Raw genomic sequence first — 16,270 nt, forward strand, 5'->3', positions numbered from 1 at the left:
CCCCTGTTTTCAATACTTGAAGGTACGAAAAAAGTGCCACATACGCAAGTCCGTGGCACTTTTTCTTCGGTTTTTCTTCGCCTATCTACGTAGTTTCTTCAGATTCTCAAGCCGCTGCCTGCGGCTGTCCGGCTGTTCGATTATGCCCTCTACTATCATGACCAGTTCGCTCCATTCTATAGTCCCACTGGCAGCGTCCTTCTCCAGTCCGGAGGGTATGCCGAAGGTTCCGGATTCAAGAAGCTTGCAGTACAGGACCAGACCGCCCGGCTCCCAGTGAAGAAGCTTTATCCTGTTCCTGGCCTTGTTCATGAAGATGTAGACATCACCGTTGCACGGGTCACAACCCAGCTCATTGGTCACTATCCCGCTCAGCGTGTAGTAGCTCTTCCGCATGTCGGTAGGACGGCTGTATAGCCAGTACCTCATGCTGTCATTCAGGCTAAACATGGCTCGACGACGCCTGGATTATTGTCTGTATCATCGTCGCGTCCAAATTGCCCTGGATCCGCAACACTGTCCCTGTCTGTGTGCGCATCTCTATGCTCATCGGACCGGACTCGTATCCCGACTTCCTGCCTTTGCCTGCTTTCCTGTTTGTCAGCACAGGTTCCGGAAAACTGTCATTCCCCCGCACCAGCTGAAGGAACTCTCCTGATTCACGTTCACTGGCCTGAGCCTCGGCGTATCTGCGTTTGCTTTCATAGAACCGCCACTCGGATATTCCGATTTCTTTCAGTCGGCTCTTGTATGTGACTCCATTCTCCTTGCAGTATTGGACTATCTATGCGATTTCTTCTCGTGTAAGCATCTTTCCTTTTTTGCGCGAAGATACCTCGCGTGGAATAAATTCACTATACGCACTTCACCGGTTGCTTACGACAGTTTTTTGTCCCTCGTAATTTTATTTTTCATCATCTCCCTTATAGTATAAAGTTTGGTTTCGTTTATTGTATATCTATCAAAATCCTAAACTAAACTACTTGCCTGCCAAAAGAGACAGAACCTTTTCTTTTTTGGTAGGCAGGCAATTATTTTAATCTCTTCAGTATTATCAGAAATGAACTATCCCTTAATTCGTCTTCATCCTTTAGGGCATCCAATATTTTGTTAGCTAACCATAGAGTAAGAAATTCATTCCTGTCTATTTTGAAATATTCTACAAATTGTATAACCTGAATTCGCTTAGAGCCTCTATCATCGCATCAAATATTGCATAACATAAGAGAGTCTATTTCAAACAAGGCGCTTACTGCCTTTGGAGTATTCCATGTTTTACTCTTATATTTTTCAATCAATAGCATTTCTTTAAAACGACGACTTGTAAGTCTGGGAGTGTCGTAAATAGAAAATAATAAGGCAATATTATATTCTTTAGTTCATTGTCTCATAAATTTAATATATATTAATTGCGCGTATTGCTATCTGCAATAAGTGCCGCATCCAATAAGCATCGCTTTGTAAATTGCATACAATCGAATGAAAAACTTAGACTATTAACTGCAAGTTGTAACATTCTATTTCTTACAGTCTTATCAAAGCCTTTTAAACACATAGTAAATATATCAGTAAATGAAATTTTTAATGTGTTTAAATCAATTTCTTTAGTAGCCAACTCTATACATGCTGTAACTGCTTGAGAGAATAGTAATGGATTTTCCTGCATATTTTGCATAATCTTAACCATATTATTTTCTTCATGATGTTTCATTTTTAGATATTCATTAATTATATATTCTTTTGTTAAGTTTACTCCTAAAAAATTATTTTCAAGCAGGAATTCTGAATAAGCTGATGAAATCCTCGAATCATTAAATAAACGAACAAATGTTTCTGAAGTAATTATATTTGTATTAGGTAATAATGCACTAATTTTTCTATCATCAGTTACAAAATAACAATTAGGCTGTAATAACATTGACATCGAACCTAATAATAATTGTCTTAAAGGAGAAACATCATCTTGAGAAAATAAAGCCAACGCCTTATCTGCAACAATATCATTACAATAATTGTTAATCCACTCGTCTATTTTATGTAAACGTTCTTTTATATCGAGATCTACATATTCACTATATCTAATCAAATTACCTGCATTAATAGCTTCAACAAATCCACTGTCAATGAATCTAATTGATAATTTGTCAACACTCTTGATATATTCGTGAAGTATAGTTGTTATGGTCATTAAGCCATTCAATATAATCCCAGTTTTTGCTGAAAATTCAGAAAAAGTAATAACTGTAGGAATATCTAGAATAAAAACTTTGTCCTCTAATTTTTGAGGTATTCTTTGTAACTCTATAGTACTATTATTAACATGTATTTTAAATGATGTGAATAATAATTTATAAAATCCTGCTAAAATATTGTTCTCGTCCACGAGTTGGAACAGCCCTATTTCTCCATTCTCATATTGTTTGCATGCTCGTTCCCATTTTTCATTTGGAGTTAAATCGTCTTTCGACATTTTTCTAATAAATGCTTCTAAACTTTCCAGTGGCTTATCCTTGTCTATTTGAAGCGGTATTAATTGGGGATTGCTTCCATCCTGTGCATCTTTTAAAATGTCTCCTGCTAACTTATAATATTTATTATGGATTCCAACAATAGTTACAGAAACTTTTTCAAAAGCAATTTCTGTTTCTATAACATCATTCTTATGTACACCAAGAACCGCTTTATTAATATTACTTCCATTTATAGTTGCTTGATAAAAAACACGTTTTCCATCAATATCACACAGTACATAATTACCTTCTTCTGCAATTTCATACTCTTTATGTGCTATAGAATATATTAATCCAGTCATTGTTTCATTATGATAAAATGTTCTCAGCTGAATATCTTCTGTAGCCTTAGCTGCCTTATACAATAAAGATATTGCTGTTTCAAGGTAATTATTTTCAGAGAAAGCACGATAAGCTAATATTACTTCTGTTGAATTAAGATATTGTATCTCAATTGCTTTCTTTTCAAAATCACGTAATTGTTCTGGATGCAACTTGCCAAGCGTATAGATATAATGAGTGAATAAATCTGGATCTTCAGGATGACGTTCGTATAACATTGATATAGCTGCTAGTGCATTCTCTGTATCTGCTATTTGAGAATCTAATCTATACTCAATTTTAAGTAACTGATCATCACAATAATTTCCAGCAACTCTATTTTTTACTAAAATTCGATATAAATCAGGAGTTTTCTCCTGCATTTTGCTTAAGACAGCAATATATATTTCCCTCTTTACATCCGGGATATCCTCATTCACAATAGGCTGCAACATATTAAAAGCCATATCTGTATCGCCATTAATAGCTAATATATTTGCAGCATAAGCCTTTAATTCATCGCAAATTTCATTTATATTATTTTTTAAAGTAGCAATGTCTATTTTTTGTGATGCATTAAAAGCACATAATTGCAGTAAAATTTCTTTTTCTGCATCACTAGTAAATTCAAAATTTTGTAAAATTTCTTTAGTCTCTAATGCTCTATGTTTATTTATTGATTGGGCAATCAAAACTGCTATCTCACTATTTATTTTAAGATGTTCATTCTTCATTCTTTCTAATATCCATCTCAAATGCATTATATTATCAGAATGCATAGACATCATTATTGCAAATCTAATAACTGAGTCATTGATTTTCTCGCTATTAGAAGCTATAACTGCAAATGCTTCCTCAAATCTTTTATCAAGAATTAACATTGACACTTCCATTAGAGAAAACATCTGTTTCTGCTCACCGAAATCAACTTTATTTATTTTCTGAAACTCGTCTATCCAACTTGAATCATGACTGCAAACAAAACTCCAATAATAATGCAAACATAGGATAATTGAAAAATCATTTTTTATTTCTGTATTTGAAATCTTATCATAAAATATTTTAGAGACATTAAGAGCTGATTCAAAATCGGCTATTTGTGGAGCTTTAAAAGAAAGAACAAGAAAATTTCCAGTTTTCAGTCTATAATATGATAAAACATAAAGCCATGAGTATAACGTGGAAAAGGTTAGGTCTTCTGGAACTGATATGTCTTTATCTTCAAATAAACAATTCAAGATTCCATATTTACTATTTAATAAACATTCAAATAATACCTCTCTAAATTCATAATCATTCCTCACTTTTTCTGGTAAATCTTTATATGTTTTTTCTTTATCTTCTGAAACTAATACATTCTTCAGATATATCCATTTAGATTCACAATATAAACTCGATAATAAAATTTGTGCTTCATCCCATTTGTTTTCTGTTAATAAGCGACGAATTTCCCATTGAATATACACATTATTAGCTGGAAAACACATATATGCATCATGCATAAAATCAAATGCTTTTTTACGGTCTTTATAATATGTAATTTGTCCTTTTTTAAATAATATATCAGCTTGTAATTCCTTATTTTCTCTTATTTCATGAAAAAAATGTGCTTCCAATTCATTTATTACGCATCTTGCCGTATTAAACTTAAGGCTTTCTATAAGTTCTGTTATAATCCCATCCAGAATACCCTTAACACCTAAAACACTATGACTTTCATTCCGAATAATAGATAAAATATTATTCATCTCTCTTGACAAATTGTCTAGTTTTAAAGATATATCATCGTTTAAGAGCGATAAGATATCGTTTAATTTTTCGTCTGCCAATTCTTGTCGTTGCATTATAATGAAATTGCTGCACAATTTGTCACTTTTAAGTTCCTTTACCCAAAGATGTAAAAGCTCTTTAATTTTAGGATGTATACCTTTAGATTTATCTGTAATGAAATCTTTTAATTCAGTATAATACTTTAAAGATTCACAGTTTAGCGAATTACGTATATCTTGAGAAACATTCCATTTTTTTAATGCTTTCTTAAAGCAATCATTTATTTTATCTTCCAAAGTTTTATCACCTTGAATCCTGTTTAGTATATTAGGAACATAGCCTGCCCCAACAGAAATTGCAAAACTGAGAAAGATATCATCTAATCCCATCATAATTTATAATATTTATATATTACTTTATAATCCATATTATTTACTATAAATAGTATCGATTGCAAATACTGTCCCATGGGACAGCAACTTTGTCCCTTGTAATTTGATTTATTTTTTCATCATCACTTCTTATAGCATAAAGTTGCGTTTCGTTTATTGTATATATCAAAATCCTAAACCAAACTATCTGCCTGCCAAAAGAGACAGAGCCTTTTCTATTCTTTGGACAGCATAAGGAATGAATGGTATTATATGAGATTCTGAAATTATATAAAATGTAGAATTATATCTATACATACTAGTACAATTAAAAATATACCTAACCACATTAGCTTTTTGTCTACGGTATTTATGGCATTCTTGATGCTTTGTTCTGATATGTCTTGAGTATTCTTCATATCAGCCACTTCTTTCTTTATTGTTCTTTCTGTGGAAGAACCAGCAATAGATATCTTATCTAAGATTTCCAAGCTCTTAGATGTAAGAGAATTTTCTATAGTTGAAATAGATTGTTTGGTTTCTGTTTCAAATGAAGAAATGGACGAACTAATTTCAGAAACTTTAGTTTCTATTGCTTTCGATATTATTTCTTTTGCATTATCTGTATGCTTTTTCAGATTTGCATTTGAATTATCAAGAGACTGTGAAATAATCGTAATTGAATTTTGCTGCTGTAATTCTAATTCTGATAGTTTTGTTTTCATTCCTTCGCAAACCAGTTGTATCTGTCGTGCCGCTTCAGCAATAGATTTTATGCCAAGAACTTCTGTTTGCGTCTTGAATTCATTCATTAAACTAGAAAGCTTATTCGTTGCAAATTCAATATCTGCTTTACTTGCTTTCAAGGATGTACTAAATTTGCCTGTCTCATCATTAACAGTGGTTGCAATTTCTTCAAGACTATCTTTTATCAAATTCAATTTGTTGGAAAGACCAAAAAGGGCATTTGCATAACTTTCCAGATTCGAATTGATTGCAGTATCTGCGGCTATTACAGCTTCGACCTGTTCTTTAGCAGTCTTAATCGCTGCAAGTTCGCTTTCCATTGCTTGGAGTGTTTTTAAAATATCATTTGCCATATCTTATTATATATTTTTTGCGTATTTATTTTTGAAATTATGTAGCCATTCCGAGTGTATTACAAGCTCTGCTTCTATTTCCCAGCTGTCTATATCTTGTAAATCTTTTTTTAATGCAACATGACGATTGTTTACATTGAGTTGCTTCTTATATTCTTCAATGATCTTATAAAATACAGTCTTGTTTGGATAGTCTTTGTATAGTGCGAGATATGCAGAAATATAACTGTCCTTGAGTTCTTTCTTAAGGATTTCATTATCACCGACACCTAAAAACAAGAGACAAAATACGTTTAGCAGATCTATGGTTGGGTTAGGACTGATAAGAGATCTTCTGATTAGTCGTACAGCACCTTGCAGATGTTTTGCATTATCAATCTGTGAACTTGAATCAAGACTGATAATATCATCATCAATTACACGCATGTATTTATAGACAGTGTCTATAGAGTACACTGTGCCTTCTTTTGTGTCTTTAGTCAGAGAGAAAGACTTGTCCGTTTCATTGAGATTGTCATAAATGAAATCCTTTCTCGCATATTTTGAGTTAAAGTAGTAGTATATGTGATTCTTAAGTATTTCATTCTTCGTGAGCCAATCTATTTTATCATCAGCACCAATCATACAGAAAGTTCTGATATCATCAATGGCGCGTTTTCGTTTTACGGCAATTTTATCGTATATAAATTCTGTAAGATAGCCAAGACATTTGTGAATTTCGTTCTCACCTTTATAATTTGGCACTTTGGCAATTTCTTCAGCAGCCTTTTCCTTTGAATAATATCTTTCCAAGAAAGTTTGAAGTCCTTTGTAGTAATCACCATCTTGTTTTCTTACTGCTACAATCCTGCAACGATTCTTATTGTAATCTTTTGTAAAATCGTCAATAAGACCTATACAGCACATACGATATATAGCCTTGTCAACATCTGCACTGTCCCGATATATTTCAAGACCTTTTGTGGCAACCGTTTCAAGCTCTCTGGTTTGAATATATTCTATTATCGTCTCTCTATCATTGCTTTTTATTATATATGCCAGTTGATCATTATTTCTCACAATAGTTCTAGTAGAGATAAATGCGACCAGTTCCGTACCATAGTCTGCGTCCAACAGCCTCTTTAAGAAGTTAGTTACCTCTTCTGTTGGTTCTCTTAATTCTACATTATTGCCAATGAACAAAGGTACCGTCGATTTGCTTAAAAGCTCATGCATCGTACGTTTTTCTATCAGAGAACCTTTGAAGTTGTTGTTAAAGAAATACATTACTGTTTCATAATCTGCATTCATGTATTCCAGATTTTCTTTTGGAATAGTGATATTTCTTTGAGTAAGTATTTCATTAAGATCCTCAATATACTGAAAACCTTTTGCTTCTCGTGGGACATTTTTTAAATGACATTGATTATAGAAGGTACATTGTACTTCACAAGGTCCCTTATTGCACCTATTGCATGTCTGATTACAAAGCCCGAACCCAAATCTAGTATTGCAAACAGTACATTTAAGTTTTACCATATCCCGATCAGGAGAAAACACATCCACAAACTCTTCATCAATATAAAGGTTATGTTGCTGAAGAATGTAATACAAATCTTTTTCTTTGAACCATCTTCCCTTAATGATACCCATAGGGAATTGTGATATTGGACATTTGGGACTTATTCTAACAAGTTTATAATCAGAAAGGAGAATGACAGATAATGCCATGTGGCGATCTCTTCCCGCACGACCAGCTTCCTGTACAAAACTTTCAAGAGAACTGGAATAATTCATGTTCACTGTAAATCGTACATTTGGTTTGTCGATTCCCATACCAAAGGCTTTTGTCGCAACCATTATGGGAAGTTTATTTTCTCTGAATAATTCAAGATTTCTAAACGATTCGTTATCAATATTCTCGCTTTCATCAAAATCTTCACCGCTACTTCCCATAAATGTGCCTACATCCATACTTTTATTAAGTTCGGATGCATTTAATTTTACGGATATGCCTGTAGCGTTTTTATGAGGACAAAATATAATACCTGATTCAGAATATTCTTCTTTTTTTTCTGTAAAATTATCAGGCATGGAAACTTCTAGTTCAGGAGCATTCGTCCGTTTTTTATTTTGTCTTACAAAATATTGTTCAGTAATGACTTTTTTATTGTTGTCATTTTGAAGTTCACGAATATATTGTGGAATTTCATTTACATAATGTGTTAAGAACTTCTGTTTGGCCTCGTATGCAGCCCATTTATCTTTTATACTCAATGCCCTGGGGTAATCATCAAGATAGTGATTAGGGTCGTAGTATTGGTCTACAGAATACTCAACAGGAACTTTTTCTATTTTATATTGAAGTTCCAATCTGTTTGTGTTTTCATCTCTGACGATTGTATCTGAATCCAGAGGGAATTGACCATTGCCGGAAAGTTCCCTTTCAACATCTGCAAGAACGTCAAAAGATGCTGTCGCAGTCAATCCAAAAAGAGTTATATGTTTTCTTTCCTCTGTTTGTTTAGGTAGTACATAGTTGTATAGATTACGACCTAAATGAAGGTAAGTGAATCTGAAGTCATGTCCCCATTCTGATACACAATGCACTTCATCAATGACACCGTAAGAAAAATATACTCCCAGCTCGTGCATGTTTTTCAGTTTCTCTCTAAAACTGTATATACATAAACGTTCCGGGGAAAGGAATACGAATTGAAGAAGTGAATCCTCCATTGCTTTACCTCGCTTTTCTTTCTCTGAACCATCAATCGTAGCATTGATATAAGTACACGTATCAATTCCGGCCTTCATAAGACCATCGTACTGATCCTTCATCAGTGAACGCAGAGGATCCACGATTACTGTAATACCTGGTTGAAGCATGGCTGCAATCTGATATGTAAGAGATTTACCACCTCCAGTCGGTAATAATCCGATAACACACTTATTCTGCAGTGCCCTACTTAAAATAGGCAATTGACCGGGACGAAACGTCTCTTTTCTGAATAAAGTCTGCATGAAATACTCCAGATGGCGTTTTGTATCAGATATATCCGTATATTCACCATTAGGTTCCTTGATAACTAATGGTTTATAATCAATTACATCACTAGTATATACCTGTCTGTCAGATCTTTGAAAGTGTGAGGATCTGATATGGAAATAACAATCATTTTTAGCTTTGTATTCACTAAACGATATGTTTTCTACCCCAGCTCTACTCATTACAGCAATATCAATGACTAAATCATATAAATGATTCCTTATTGCATCGTTAGATTTTTCAAAGACATTAATCGACACGCCATCAGCTTGATGGAGAGATGAAGAGACAAATTCAGGTGTACTGATGATAGTCAAGTTGACCTTAGGAAATGACAAATGGTCATAATCCTGACTTAAAACAGTCAAATGATTAAACATTTGCTTTAAGTCTGCAATAGCCAGTGCTGCACAAGGAACATCACGTTCAAGTACAAGAATATTCCATTTAGGCGATTGAATATCAAGTTTGCCAATTAAAAGAGCTTCAACAAGAACCTTCTGAATTCTTGCTATTCCTATAGGAGATAATGTCAATTGAAGATTCTTTTTCCATGACTCATCAAATGGTTTGTTATATGCTCTTTTTACATAACGTATATAATCACTATCAAAGCAGTCAAAATCTGTATTGGAAATCTCATATTCTCTTATTCTGATGCAATTCCAAGAACTGCGTAGAAGTGTATTTGTACGATAATCGTCATCGTCTTTGTGAAAATAGTTATGATATCTTTCACCATCTAATTCTATGACAATACCTTTTATATTATTGTCATATGGAAATTGGCAAGAAAAATCAACTCTTTGAGATTGATTTGCAGTGTTGTTGGTTATGGAACTTAAACCCCTTTGCGGACAAAAGAGTTGCTGAAACATCTTGGGAGCTACATCGCAAATATAGTGAGCCTCAAGATCAGAATCAAGGATTTCACAATTATAAGAACCTCTATTAAGAGATTGCCTGTTATCAAGAGCATGAAGAGCCAAGAAAATATCTTCACTATTCAAAGTTTTTTATTGAATAATGTATGCCACCTAAATTATCAGGTTGCAGAGTATTGCCATAATTGACAAAGGCTTCTTCGACAAATCTGCTCGCCTTTGTTGGAAGTCCTCGGACTATAATATTACTAAGAACTGCATAAATTGGATTTACATCTTCATAGATGCTGGCTCCGATATCGAATGGTGTGGATACTTCAAAGGCAGATAAAGATTTGTATAATGCTTTTACTTTTTCAGCTTTTTCGTTATCAGAAGAGAATAATTCATTGACGCAATCAAGACGATAGGCTGCATGAAACTGTTTTGGCGGATTGTAACTGACAAGGATTTCTCCTGTTTCATATCGCTCAATTTTAAAAATCTTGTATCTGGCTGTGTAGCTGTAATTTTCTTTGTTGTGGCTTGCTGTCCAAATCAGTTCTGGATTCTGAAACCAATTGTAAAAAGCATCAATCCTTTGATTGTTTGCATTTAATGGTCCGACGCAAACAAAATAGTGTTCAGCGCAAATGGCATCCGCAAGTGTTTGTGCAAGTTGTTTGACATTTACGGAATCAACATCAAGTATATTAGAAAAGAAATGTATTGTGACATCTACATCAGAGACAATATTTTCCGCTGTAATCTCGTTCACATACTTGTTCAAGTCTACAACTTTAGCAGTTTCAATATAAACTGATAAATGTAACTTTGCTCTATCTAATGCAATTTGTGATGGCTCTATGAGTAGGATACGCTCAATATCTGCGTCTATACTATTTTCTCTTAGATAATCTAAAAAGCACATTGAAGCCAAGCCTTGTCCACATCCCCAGTCTATGACCTGTAATGTCTTTCCATGATATTTCTCAGGTTGTAAATGAGAGAGGGCGGCATGAATTTTTGCTTCGTGCATTTTGCCAAAAGAATATAGATATTGACATAACTGTTCATGGGTATTAAGCAGATTCACTCCTCTATTCAATGAATAGTATATAGAATCTCTTTCGTACGTATCTAAGTCGGATATAGAATCACATGCTATGTTCCTTATCTTTTGGAAAGTAGGATGCTGTAATGCTTTGATTTGGTTGTTATATTCTGTAATTGAAGCCATTATCTTCCGGTAATTGTTTCTGCATAGGGATTATTTAGATGTCTTTTCCAGTTTGCTATTGCCGTGTCTTTAGATGTATTGGCATAGCAATATTCACAAAGATGTGGGCATGTATTGTATTCTCCAATATCTTTAGCTGCCATGCAGCCACAAAGTTCACGCTGTCCGGGATCTTTCTTATGGGCACTGATAAAATAATGGTTGTCTGGAAGTATTATGGCGTTATCTGGAATATTGATATCCCAAAAAAGGGTAGGAGCAGGAACACTTTCTATTTTGACTTTCATGAATTCCATCAGTTTAGTATCCTTCCATGCCAATTTGGTAATCAAATCACCATCGATACAACGATTGTGCTCGATGCCGTATTTGTCAATGTCTATCTTTTCTCCACAAGTTGCCAATGTGTAGTTCCAGTCTCGTTCCTTGTTCATTACAGATAGTTTCCGAGCAAATTCCTCCATAAGAATCTCATTCCATTCATGATACGGGATTCCGTTACGTTCAAGATTTGACTTGACTTTTTTATATGTTTTGATGTCAGCATAGCTGAAAACCAATTTTTCAGTATATCCTTTAAGTTGATCCCCAACTTTTTGCACCTTACTTAGCAGGTCATCAATTGATATATCATCGGTAAGAATCAAAGGATCAAATCTCCAAATAACAGAGCCTTTACCTAGATGTTTTACTAACGTTTTAAAAGTATCTATTCGCGAAGCCAATGAAGGAACTTTCTCTAGCTTTTCAGTTTCGTAGTCATTTAACGTATATTGAATGTAACACTTTATATTCTTTTCTTCAAGAATATGAAGATAATCCAATAATGGGCGTGGATTCTTTGACCAGAAAACAATGAATCTTGTTTGGGCGTATGAAACATAGGATTTGATACCATTAAACGGATTTGTCCATGCTGAGTACCCTTTTTTTAATCGGTCAAAAAACCAGTCTGAATAGAAAGCCGGAATATCAGTACTTCTACTAGCAGATACGATTAAAGGTGCTTGCGCATTTACAAATTGTCCTTCTACGTTTATTTCTATTTGTGACCAAGTTGCCATAATTACATATCATTTAAATAGATTCAATTATTTTCAAAATGAATGAGTTTTTTGCCAATTAATTCCAAAACTTTATGTTCTATAAGTTTTTGCTAGCGGTAGTATGTTGACATTCATACTTAGATTGGCGTTCTTAATCAAGATCGAAGATAAAATCCAAGAGTCACAAATTCTCTATAGTTGAATTTTTCCCGAATGCAATTTTTTTATCAAATCTTCATATATGGTAATTAATCCATTTGTTATCAACCCGTTTCGTTCAATCATCCTAAAAGGTGAAGATTCTTTCAAGGATATAATGAGATCATTTATTATTTCTGCCGGCTGCATTTCGAACATCATATATTCAAACATGGAGTCACCTTCTTTCCAAAAATCACTGTGACATCCATAATTATACTTTTCCTAGGCGAAATAAAGAGCAATCTTATACATTTCAAGCATTTGGTTATTCTTAATTGCTAATGCAGAATCGCCATTTCTTTTGCCGATTTTTGTGAATTCATTTTGAATTTTTGAAATTGCATCAATTAAAGCTTTGATAAATTCTTTGGATATATCATTGACTCGACTATTATTACTAGTTGACAACTTATCTAAGAAAGTCGTATCGATAATATTTTCATCTATTTCATAGTAATTTGAATCTCCATTTATAGAGTTCAAATATTTATTTTCAATTACACTAATTAAATTGTTAATGGTTTCTTCCCCGTAATAAGAACGTGGAATACCAATCAAAGGAGAATCTGATATAGCTTCATTTATTGCATCTAATGCTTTTTGAGCAATTTTGTATGCTCTGTCAATATTATTTATCTTGTAATTACATAGAGCAATATACATTAGAATTTTGGGTCTATAGGCAGATGTGTGATTTTCATGTTCTTCAAGGTCTAACTTATTGCACTTCACAAAAAGTTTAAGGGTCTCTACTATGAATTTTGCCTGATCGAGATTACTAACATTTGAATTGTCGTTGTATAATTTTACAGCTCGTTCCATAAGTGGGTCCAGGGACAGCATACCATAACTTTTTAATTCATTCATAATACTTTGAGCTGTGTCTAATGTCTTTTTGCATTCCTCATGATGGGAGTTCTGTTGGTCTAATTTTTCTAATTTCCCGTAGAATTCTATAATTCTGTCAGGATTGGTCATTGCGAATCTAACATAATCAATAGTTCCATTTGAAAAAAATAGATGGCACACTATCGGAATTGACGGATTAAAATCAGATGTATTATGAACATATTGGATCCTATCAGCTAATATCATTGAACCATCCATTTCAAATTCGAAATTTTTAAGAATACGAAGTTCTTCAACGTTGCTTAAAAAAACGCGCATTAGATCTCCAGAAAACTCGGCTGTAATGACACAATTTATATAACCTTGATTAATGCAATATCCACCTTGCCACTCCTCGTAACGATTAGCGGCGAAAACAAAATTACGTTTGAAATATCTATCCATAATTAATGAGAGTCAAAATTAGAATCATTTTTTATAAGTAACTCACTTACATCCATCTGTAAAAGTTTGGCAATTTTATATAGCGTTTCAATTGATGGCTGACTTGCGTTTGATGTCCAACGACTAATGGTTACCTCTGATTTGCCAAGTTGATCGCTTAACCACTTTCCTGTTTTTTGTCTTTCAAGCAATGCGATTTTGATACGATTATAAGCAACTTTTTCCATAATGAATTTTAAAGTATTACGATACAAAGTTATCGTATTTTGATAATATGGACAAATGTTTTGATAAGAAATACATAGATCTTCTTTATGGTGTCCCCGATTTTAAGGTTATATTATAAATCACCACTCTTTCCCTGTTCTCGTCGTTCGGTTTTGATTTTCCTATGCAAAGTTACTGCCTGTGTGAATGGCAAGAACCGTGATTCTAATAGCCGTCAGAACAAACAACTGCTTTCCGCAAATCGTAGATTTGGGTATTTCATTTGTTCTCTTTGTCTATTTTCTTGCCTTATCGCCCTAATCTGGCAGTACTGATCTGCACGTAAAATCAGTATCCCGAACGAAGAAGCAATAAAGCTTCAAAATAAGGGAATAAAAAAATCAAGTCATGGAACAAATAAATGATAACAACACGGTAACAATGCACCAGGCAGAGTTATATCTCCGCAACGAGGAAAATCCAACATCACTGTACGTTAGAATAGAAGGCAAACGAAGACGTTTGTTTATTAACCGGAGTACAGGACTTATCGGTATTATAGCTATAGGCAAGCGGAATAGGGGATATCGTTTTTCAAACTGGGAGTCTATTGAAAAGATTTATTATCCAACTATAATGTCTGAAGCGAATGAAGATAGGAAGTTGGTCCGGAAATACCAAAAACTCGCTGAACTTGCTACACACACTAATGACTGGCTTAGAAAGATTGCGTCTGCCGACCCAAAGAAGTCTTTATATGAGAACCGCATTACTACAGGTACAACAATCGACGGCAAGTGCATACGCCTTTCAACGATTGAGAAGTATTGCGGCAGTATAGCTATGGACTGCTTTAAGGATGCTTTGAAAAAGAAAGAAAAGTATTCAAGTCATAGGTTTGACTTTTGTGGGTATGATGGAACATTGTGGTGCGAACCAAGGGAAAATGGCGATATGATTGCTGGCTTCAGTAAGGAATTCCGAAATTGTGGAAATGGCTATTACTATCTTCTTATCAACGACCAGAATGTAATCGGCTATGACATTGACTGATATTCATCATTATGAGTATCGTATCAGGCGTATGCTTGATGCGGTACTCCCATGATGTGCAACATATCCTTTTTTAGTCCTCATTTATGACCTTTTTTAATAGTCTTTCTGCATTATTATAAAACAGATAGCTTTCTGCATTATTACCATCTTTCGGGCTATCTATAAGAATTGTGTCGCGAAGGTATATGTCCTGTCTTTCTTCTTCGCAAGGTCAAGCCTGCCGGTTCCTGCCAAAATCTCCACTCTCGGTTTTCAACTGAGGTGGTATTTTGTCAATGAAATCTTGCAAGAAGAGTCAGGACACCTTGCAATGCGACATAATTTTAATTAACCCCGAAAGTAGCGGATGCTAACAGAGGGAAAAGTAAGAACTCAAATCTGAAACGATTATGGCAAATTATGCAACAAACATCTTCTACGCAAGTACGGAGAACGAGAAAGACCTTGATAAGGTTGAGAAATTTTTGGATAATACTTTTTGTGACTGTTATCTTGACAGAAATGAAGACTATATCGAAGGAGAATTTTCTTCGAGGTGGGATTATCCCGAAAAGGAAATTGACGAGATGATTTCTCTTTTGGAGGACAAAGACAAAATTTATATCAGAATACTTACACATGAATTATGTAACGAGTATGTGAACTTTCAGGTCTTCTCCAATGGAGAATGGTCTTATCGGTAATTCTTAAATCTTAATACTATGTTGTACGATTATAGAAAAGAATACAAAACACCTATGTCATTGGTGCTGGAGAACGGTTTTTCTATTGAAGGGGAGTTTATTGACTTGCGTATCGCCACGGATACGCTTCCAGAGGGTAAGGTGTGGTATCATATCCGGCATTCCGATGATGATTGGTCCGAACTGGCATCATTGAAGAATGGCTGTGTGGTGGTCAATTTTTGTGGTACATTTGTTTGCGACCCTATCTCAGATTTTCCTCTTGGTTCAGAACTGGAAATAACGGACTGGACATATCTGAATTGACCATGCAGATGGTATAGTGACAGTGTGGAGTGATGTCTCCACATTGTCATTCCTGTCATCTTTATCTGAAATATAAAACTGTCTATTATAATTTGGACTTGCCCTGCAAGCCCTGTTCCTTTTATAAAAGACGCAGCATGAAGTGCGATAAAATCCTTTTATAAATTTCAGGTCATACTATTGTAAATCACTAGTGTTCGAAAGATTATTTTATCCAGGTTATGTTGCAATGGCTTAAATCCGTTTTTACGGAATTCTTGCCTTCAACCGAAAATCAC

The 16,270-nt window shown here is 34.3% G+C and carries 11 protein-coding genes; 3 read left to right on the top strand and 8 right to left on the bottom strand.

Annotated features, from left to right (window positions below; genetic code table 11):
- Positions 1-81 precede the first annotated feature (81 nt).
- The 8 genes from tnpB to ACU52_RS07735 all read right to left on the bottom strand — a co-directional run bounded on the left by tnpB (position 82) and on the right by ACU52_RS07735 (position 13,967).
- Complete coding sequence (tnpB, locus tag ACU52_RS07695) at positions 82-429, bottom strand: IS66 family insertion sequence element accessory protein TnpB (RefSeq protein WP_239684897.1); 348 nt, start codon at positions 427-429, stop codon at positions 82-84.
- Positions 430-1,405: 976 nt separating this feature from the next.
- The gene (locus ACU52_RS07700) at positions 1,406-4,993 is read right to left on the bottom strand and encodes a hypothetical protein (RefSeq protein WP_053398365.1); all 3,588 of its coding nucleotides are present in this window, start codon (positions 4,991-4,993) and stop codon (positions 1,406-1,408) included.
- Positions 4,994-5,259: 266 nt separating this feature from the next.
- Positions 5,260-6,072, bottom strand: coding sequence for a coiled-coil domain-containing protein (locus ACU52_RS07705; protein WP_053398366.1), 813 nt, complete (start codon positions 6,070-6,072; stop codon positions 5,260-5,262).
- A 6-nt stretch (positions 6,073-6,078) separates the two neighbouring features.
- Complete coding sequence (locus tag ACU52_RS07710) at positions 6,079-10,107, bottom strand: DEAD/DEAH box helicase (RefSeq protein WP_053398367.1); 4,029 nt, start codon at positions 10,105-10,107, stop codon at positions 6,079-6,081.
- Positions 10,100-11,200, bottom strand: a complete 1,101-nt coding sequence (locus ACU52_RS07715) for a hypothetical protein (protein WP_053398368.1) — start codon at positions 11,198-11,200, stop codon at positions 10,100-10,102. Before ACU52_RS07715 ends, ACU52_RS07710 begins: the two co-directional genes overlap by 8 nt.
- The gene (locus ACU52_RS07720) at positions 11,200-12,264 is read right to left on the bottom strand and encodes a DUF1848 domain-containing protein (protein WP_053398369.1); all 1,065 of its coding nucleotides are present in this window, start codon (positions 12,262-12,264) and stop codon (positions 11,200-11,202) included. Before ACU52_RS07720 ends, ACU52_RS07715 begins: the two co-directional genes overlap by 1 nt.
- A 405-nt stretch (positions 12,265-12,669) precedes the next feature.
- Complete coding sequence (locus tag ACU52_RS07730; RefSeq protein ID WP_053398371.1) at positions 12,670-13,740, bottom strand: hypothetical protein; 1,071 nt, start codon at positions 13,738-13,740, stop codon at positions 12,670-12,672.
- A 2-nt stretch (positions 13,741-13,742) separates the two neighbouring features.
- On the bottom strand, positions 13,743-13,967 hold the full coding sequence (locus ACU52_RS07735; RefSeq protein WP_027200119.1) for a helix-turn-helix transcriptional regulator: 225 nt from the start codon (positions 13,965-13,967) through the stop codon (positions 13,743-13,745).
- Positions 13,968-14,355: 388 nt separating this feature from the next.
- On the opposite strand from ACU52_RS07735, the gene ACU52_RS07740 reads away from it, so the two are divergent.
- From ACU52_RS07740 to ACU52_RS07750, 3 genes are all read left to right on the top strand, one after another.
- Complete coding sequence (locus ACU52_RS07740; protein WP_053398372.1) at positions 14,356-15,000, top strand: hypothetical protein; 645 nt, start codon at positions 14,356-14,358, stop codon at positions 14,998-15,000.
- 392 nt (positions 15,001-15,392) lie between these two features.
- The gene (locus ACU52_RS07745) at positions 15,393-15,686 is read left to right on the top strand and encodes a hypothetical protein (protein WP_053398373.1); all 294 of its coding nucleotides are present in this window, start codon (positions 15,393-15,395) and stop codon (positions 15,684-15,686) included.
- A gap of 18 nt (positions 15,687-15,704) precedes the next feature.
- Positions 15,705-15,992 carry an LPD28 domain-containing protein gene (locus ACU52_RS07750; RefSeq protein WP_053398374.1) on the top strand — a complete coding sequence of 96 codons (288 nt, stop codon included), beginning with the start codon at positions 15,705-15,707 and terminating at the stop codon, positions 15,990-15,992.
- Positions 15,993-16,270: the final 278 nt, after the last annotated feature.

Source organism: Xylanibacter rarus, from assembly GCF_001275135.1.
Taxonomy (GTDB): Bacteria; Bacteroidota; Bacteroidia; order Bacteroidales; family Bacteroidaceae; genus Prevotella; species Prevotella rara.

Excerpts from the sequence above, each read along its gene's own strand:
- ACU52_RS07720 (WP_053398369.1), bottom strand. The coding sequence starts at position 12,264 with ATGGCAACTTGGTCACAAATAGAAATAAACGTAGAAGGACAATTTGTA.
- ACU52_RS07705 (WP_053398366.1), bottom strand. The coding sequence starts at position 6,072 with ATGGCAAATGATATTTTAAAAACACTCCAAGCAATGGAAAGCGAACTT.
- ACU52_RS07700 (WP_053398365.1), bottom strand. The coding sequence starts at position 4,993 with ATGATGGGATTAGATGATATCTTTCTCAGTTTTGCAATTTCTGTTGGG.
- ACU52_RS07740 (WP_053398372.1), top strand. The coding sequence starts at position 14,356 with ATGGAACAAATAAATGATAACAACACGGTAACAATGCACCAGGCAGAG.
- tnpB (WP_239684897.1), bottom strand. The coding sequence starts at position 429 with ATGAGGTACTGGCTATACAGCCGTCCTACCGACATGCGGAAGAGCTAC.
- ACU52_RS07745 (WP_053398373.1), top strand. The coding sequence starts at position 15,393 with ATGGCAAATTATGCAACAAACATCTTCTACGCAAGTACGGAGAACGAG.
- ACU52_RS07735 (WP_027200119.1), bottom strand. The coding sequence starts at position 13,967 with ATGGAAAAAGTTGCTTATAATCGTATCAAAATCGCATTGCTTGAAAGA.
- ACU52_RS07715 (WP_053398368.1), bottom strand. The coding sequence starts at position 11,200 with ATGGCTTCAATTACAGAATATAACAACCAAATCAAAGCATTACAGCAT.
- ACU52_RS07750 (WP_053398374.1), top strand. The coding sequence starts at position 15,705 with ATGTTGTACGATTATAGAAAAGAATACAAAACACCTATGTCATTGGTG.
- ACU52_RS07730 (WP_053398371.1), bottom strand. The coding sequence starts at position 13,740 with ATGGATAGATATTTCAAACGTAATTTTGTTTTCGCCGCTAATCGTTAC.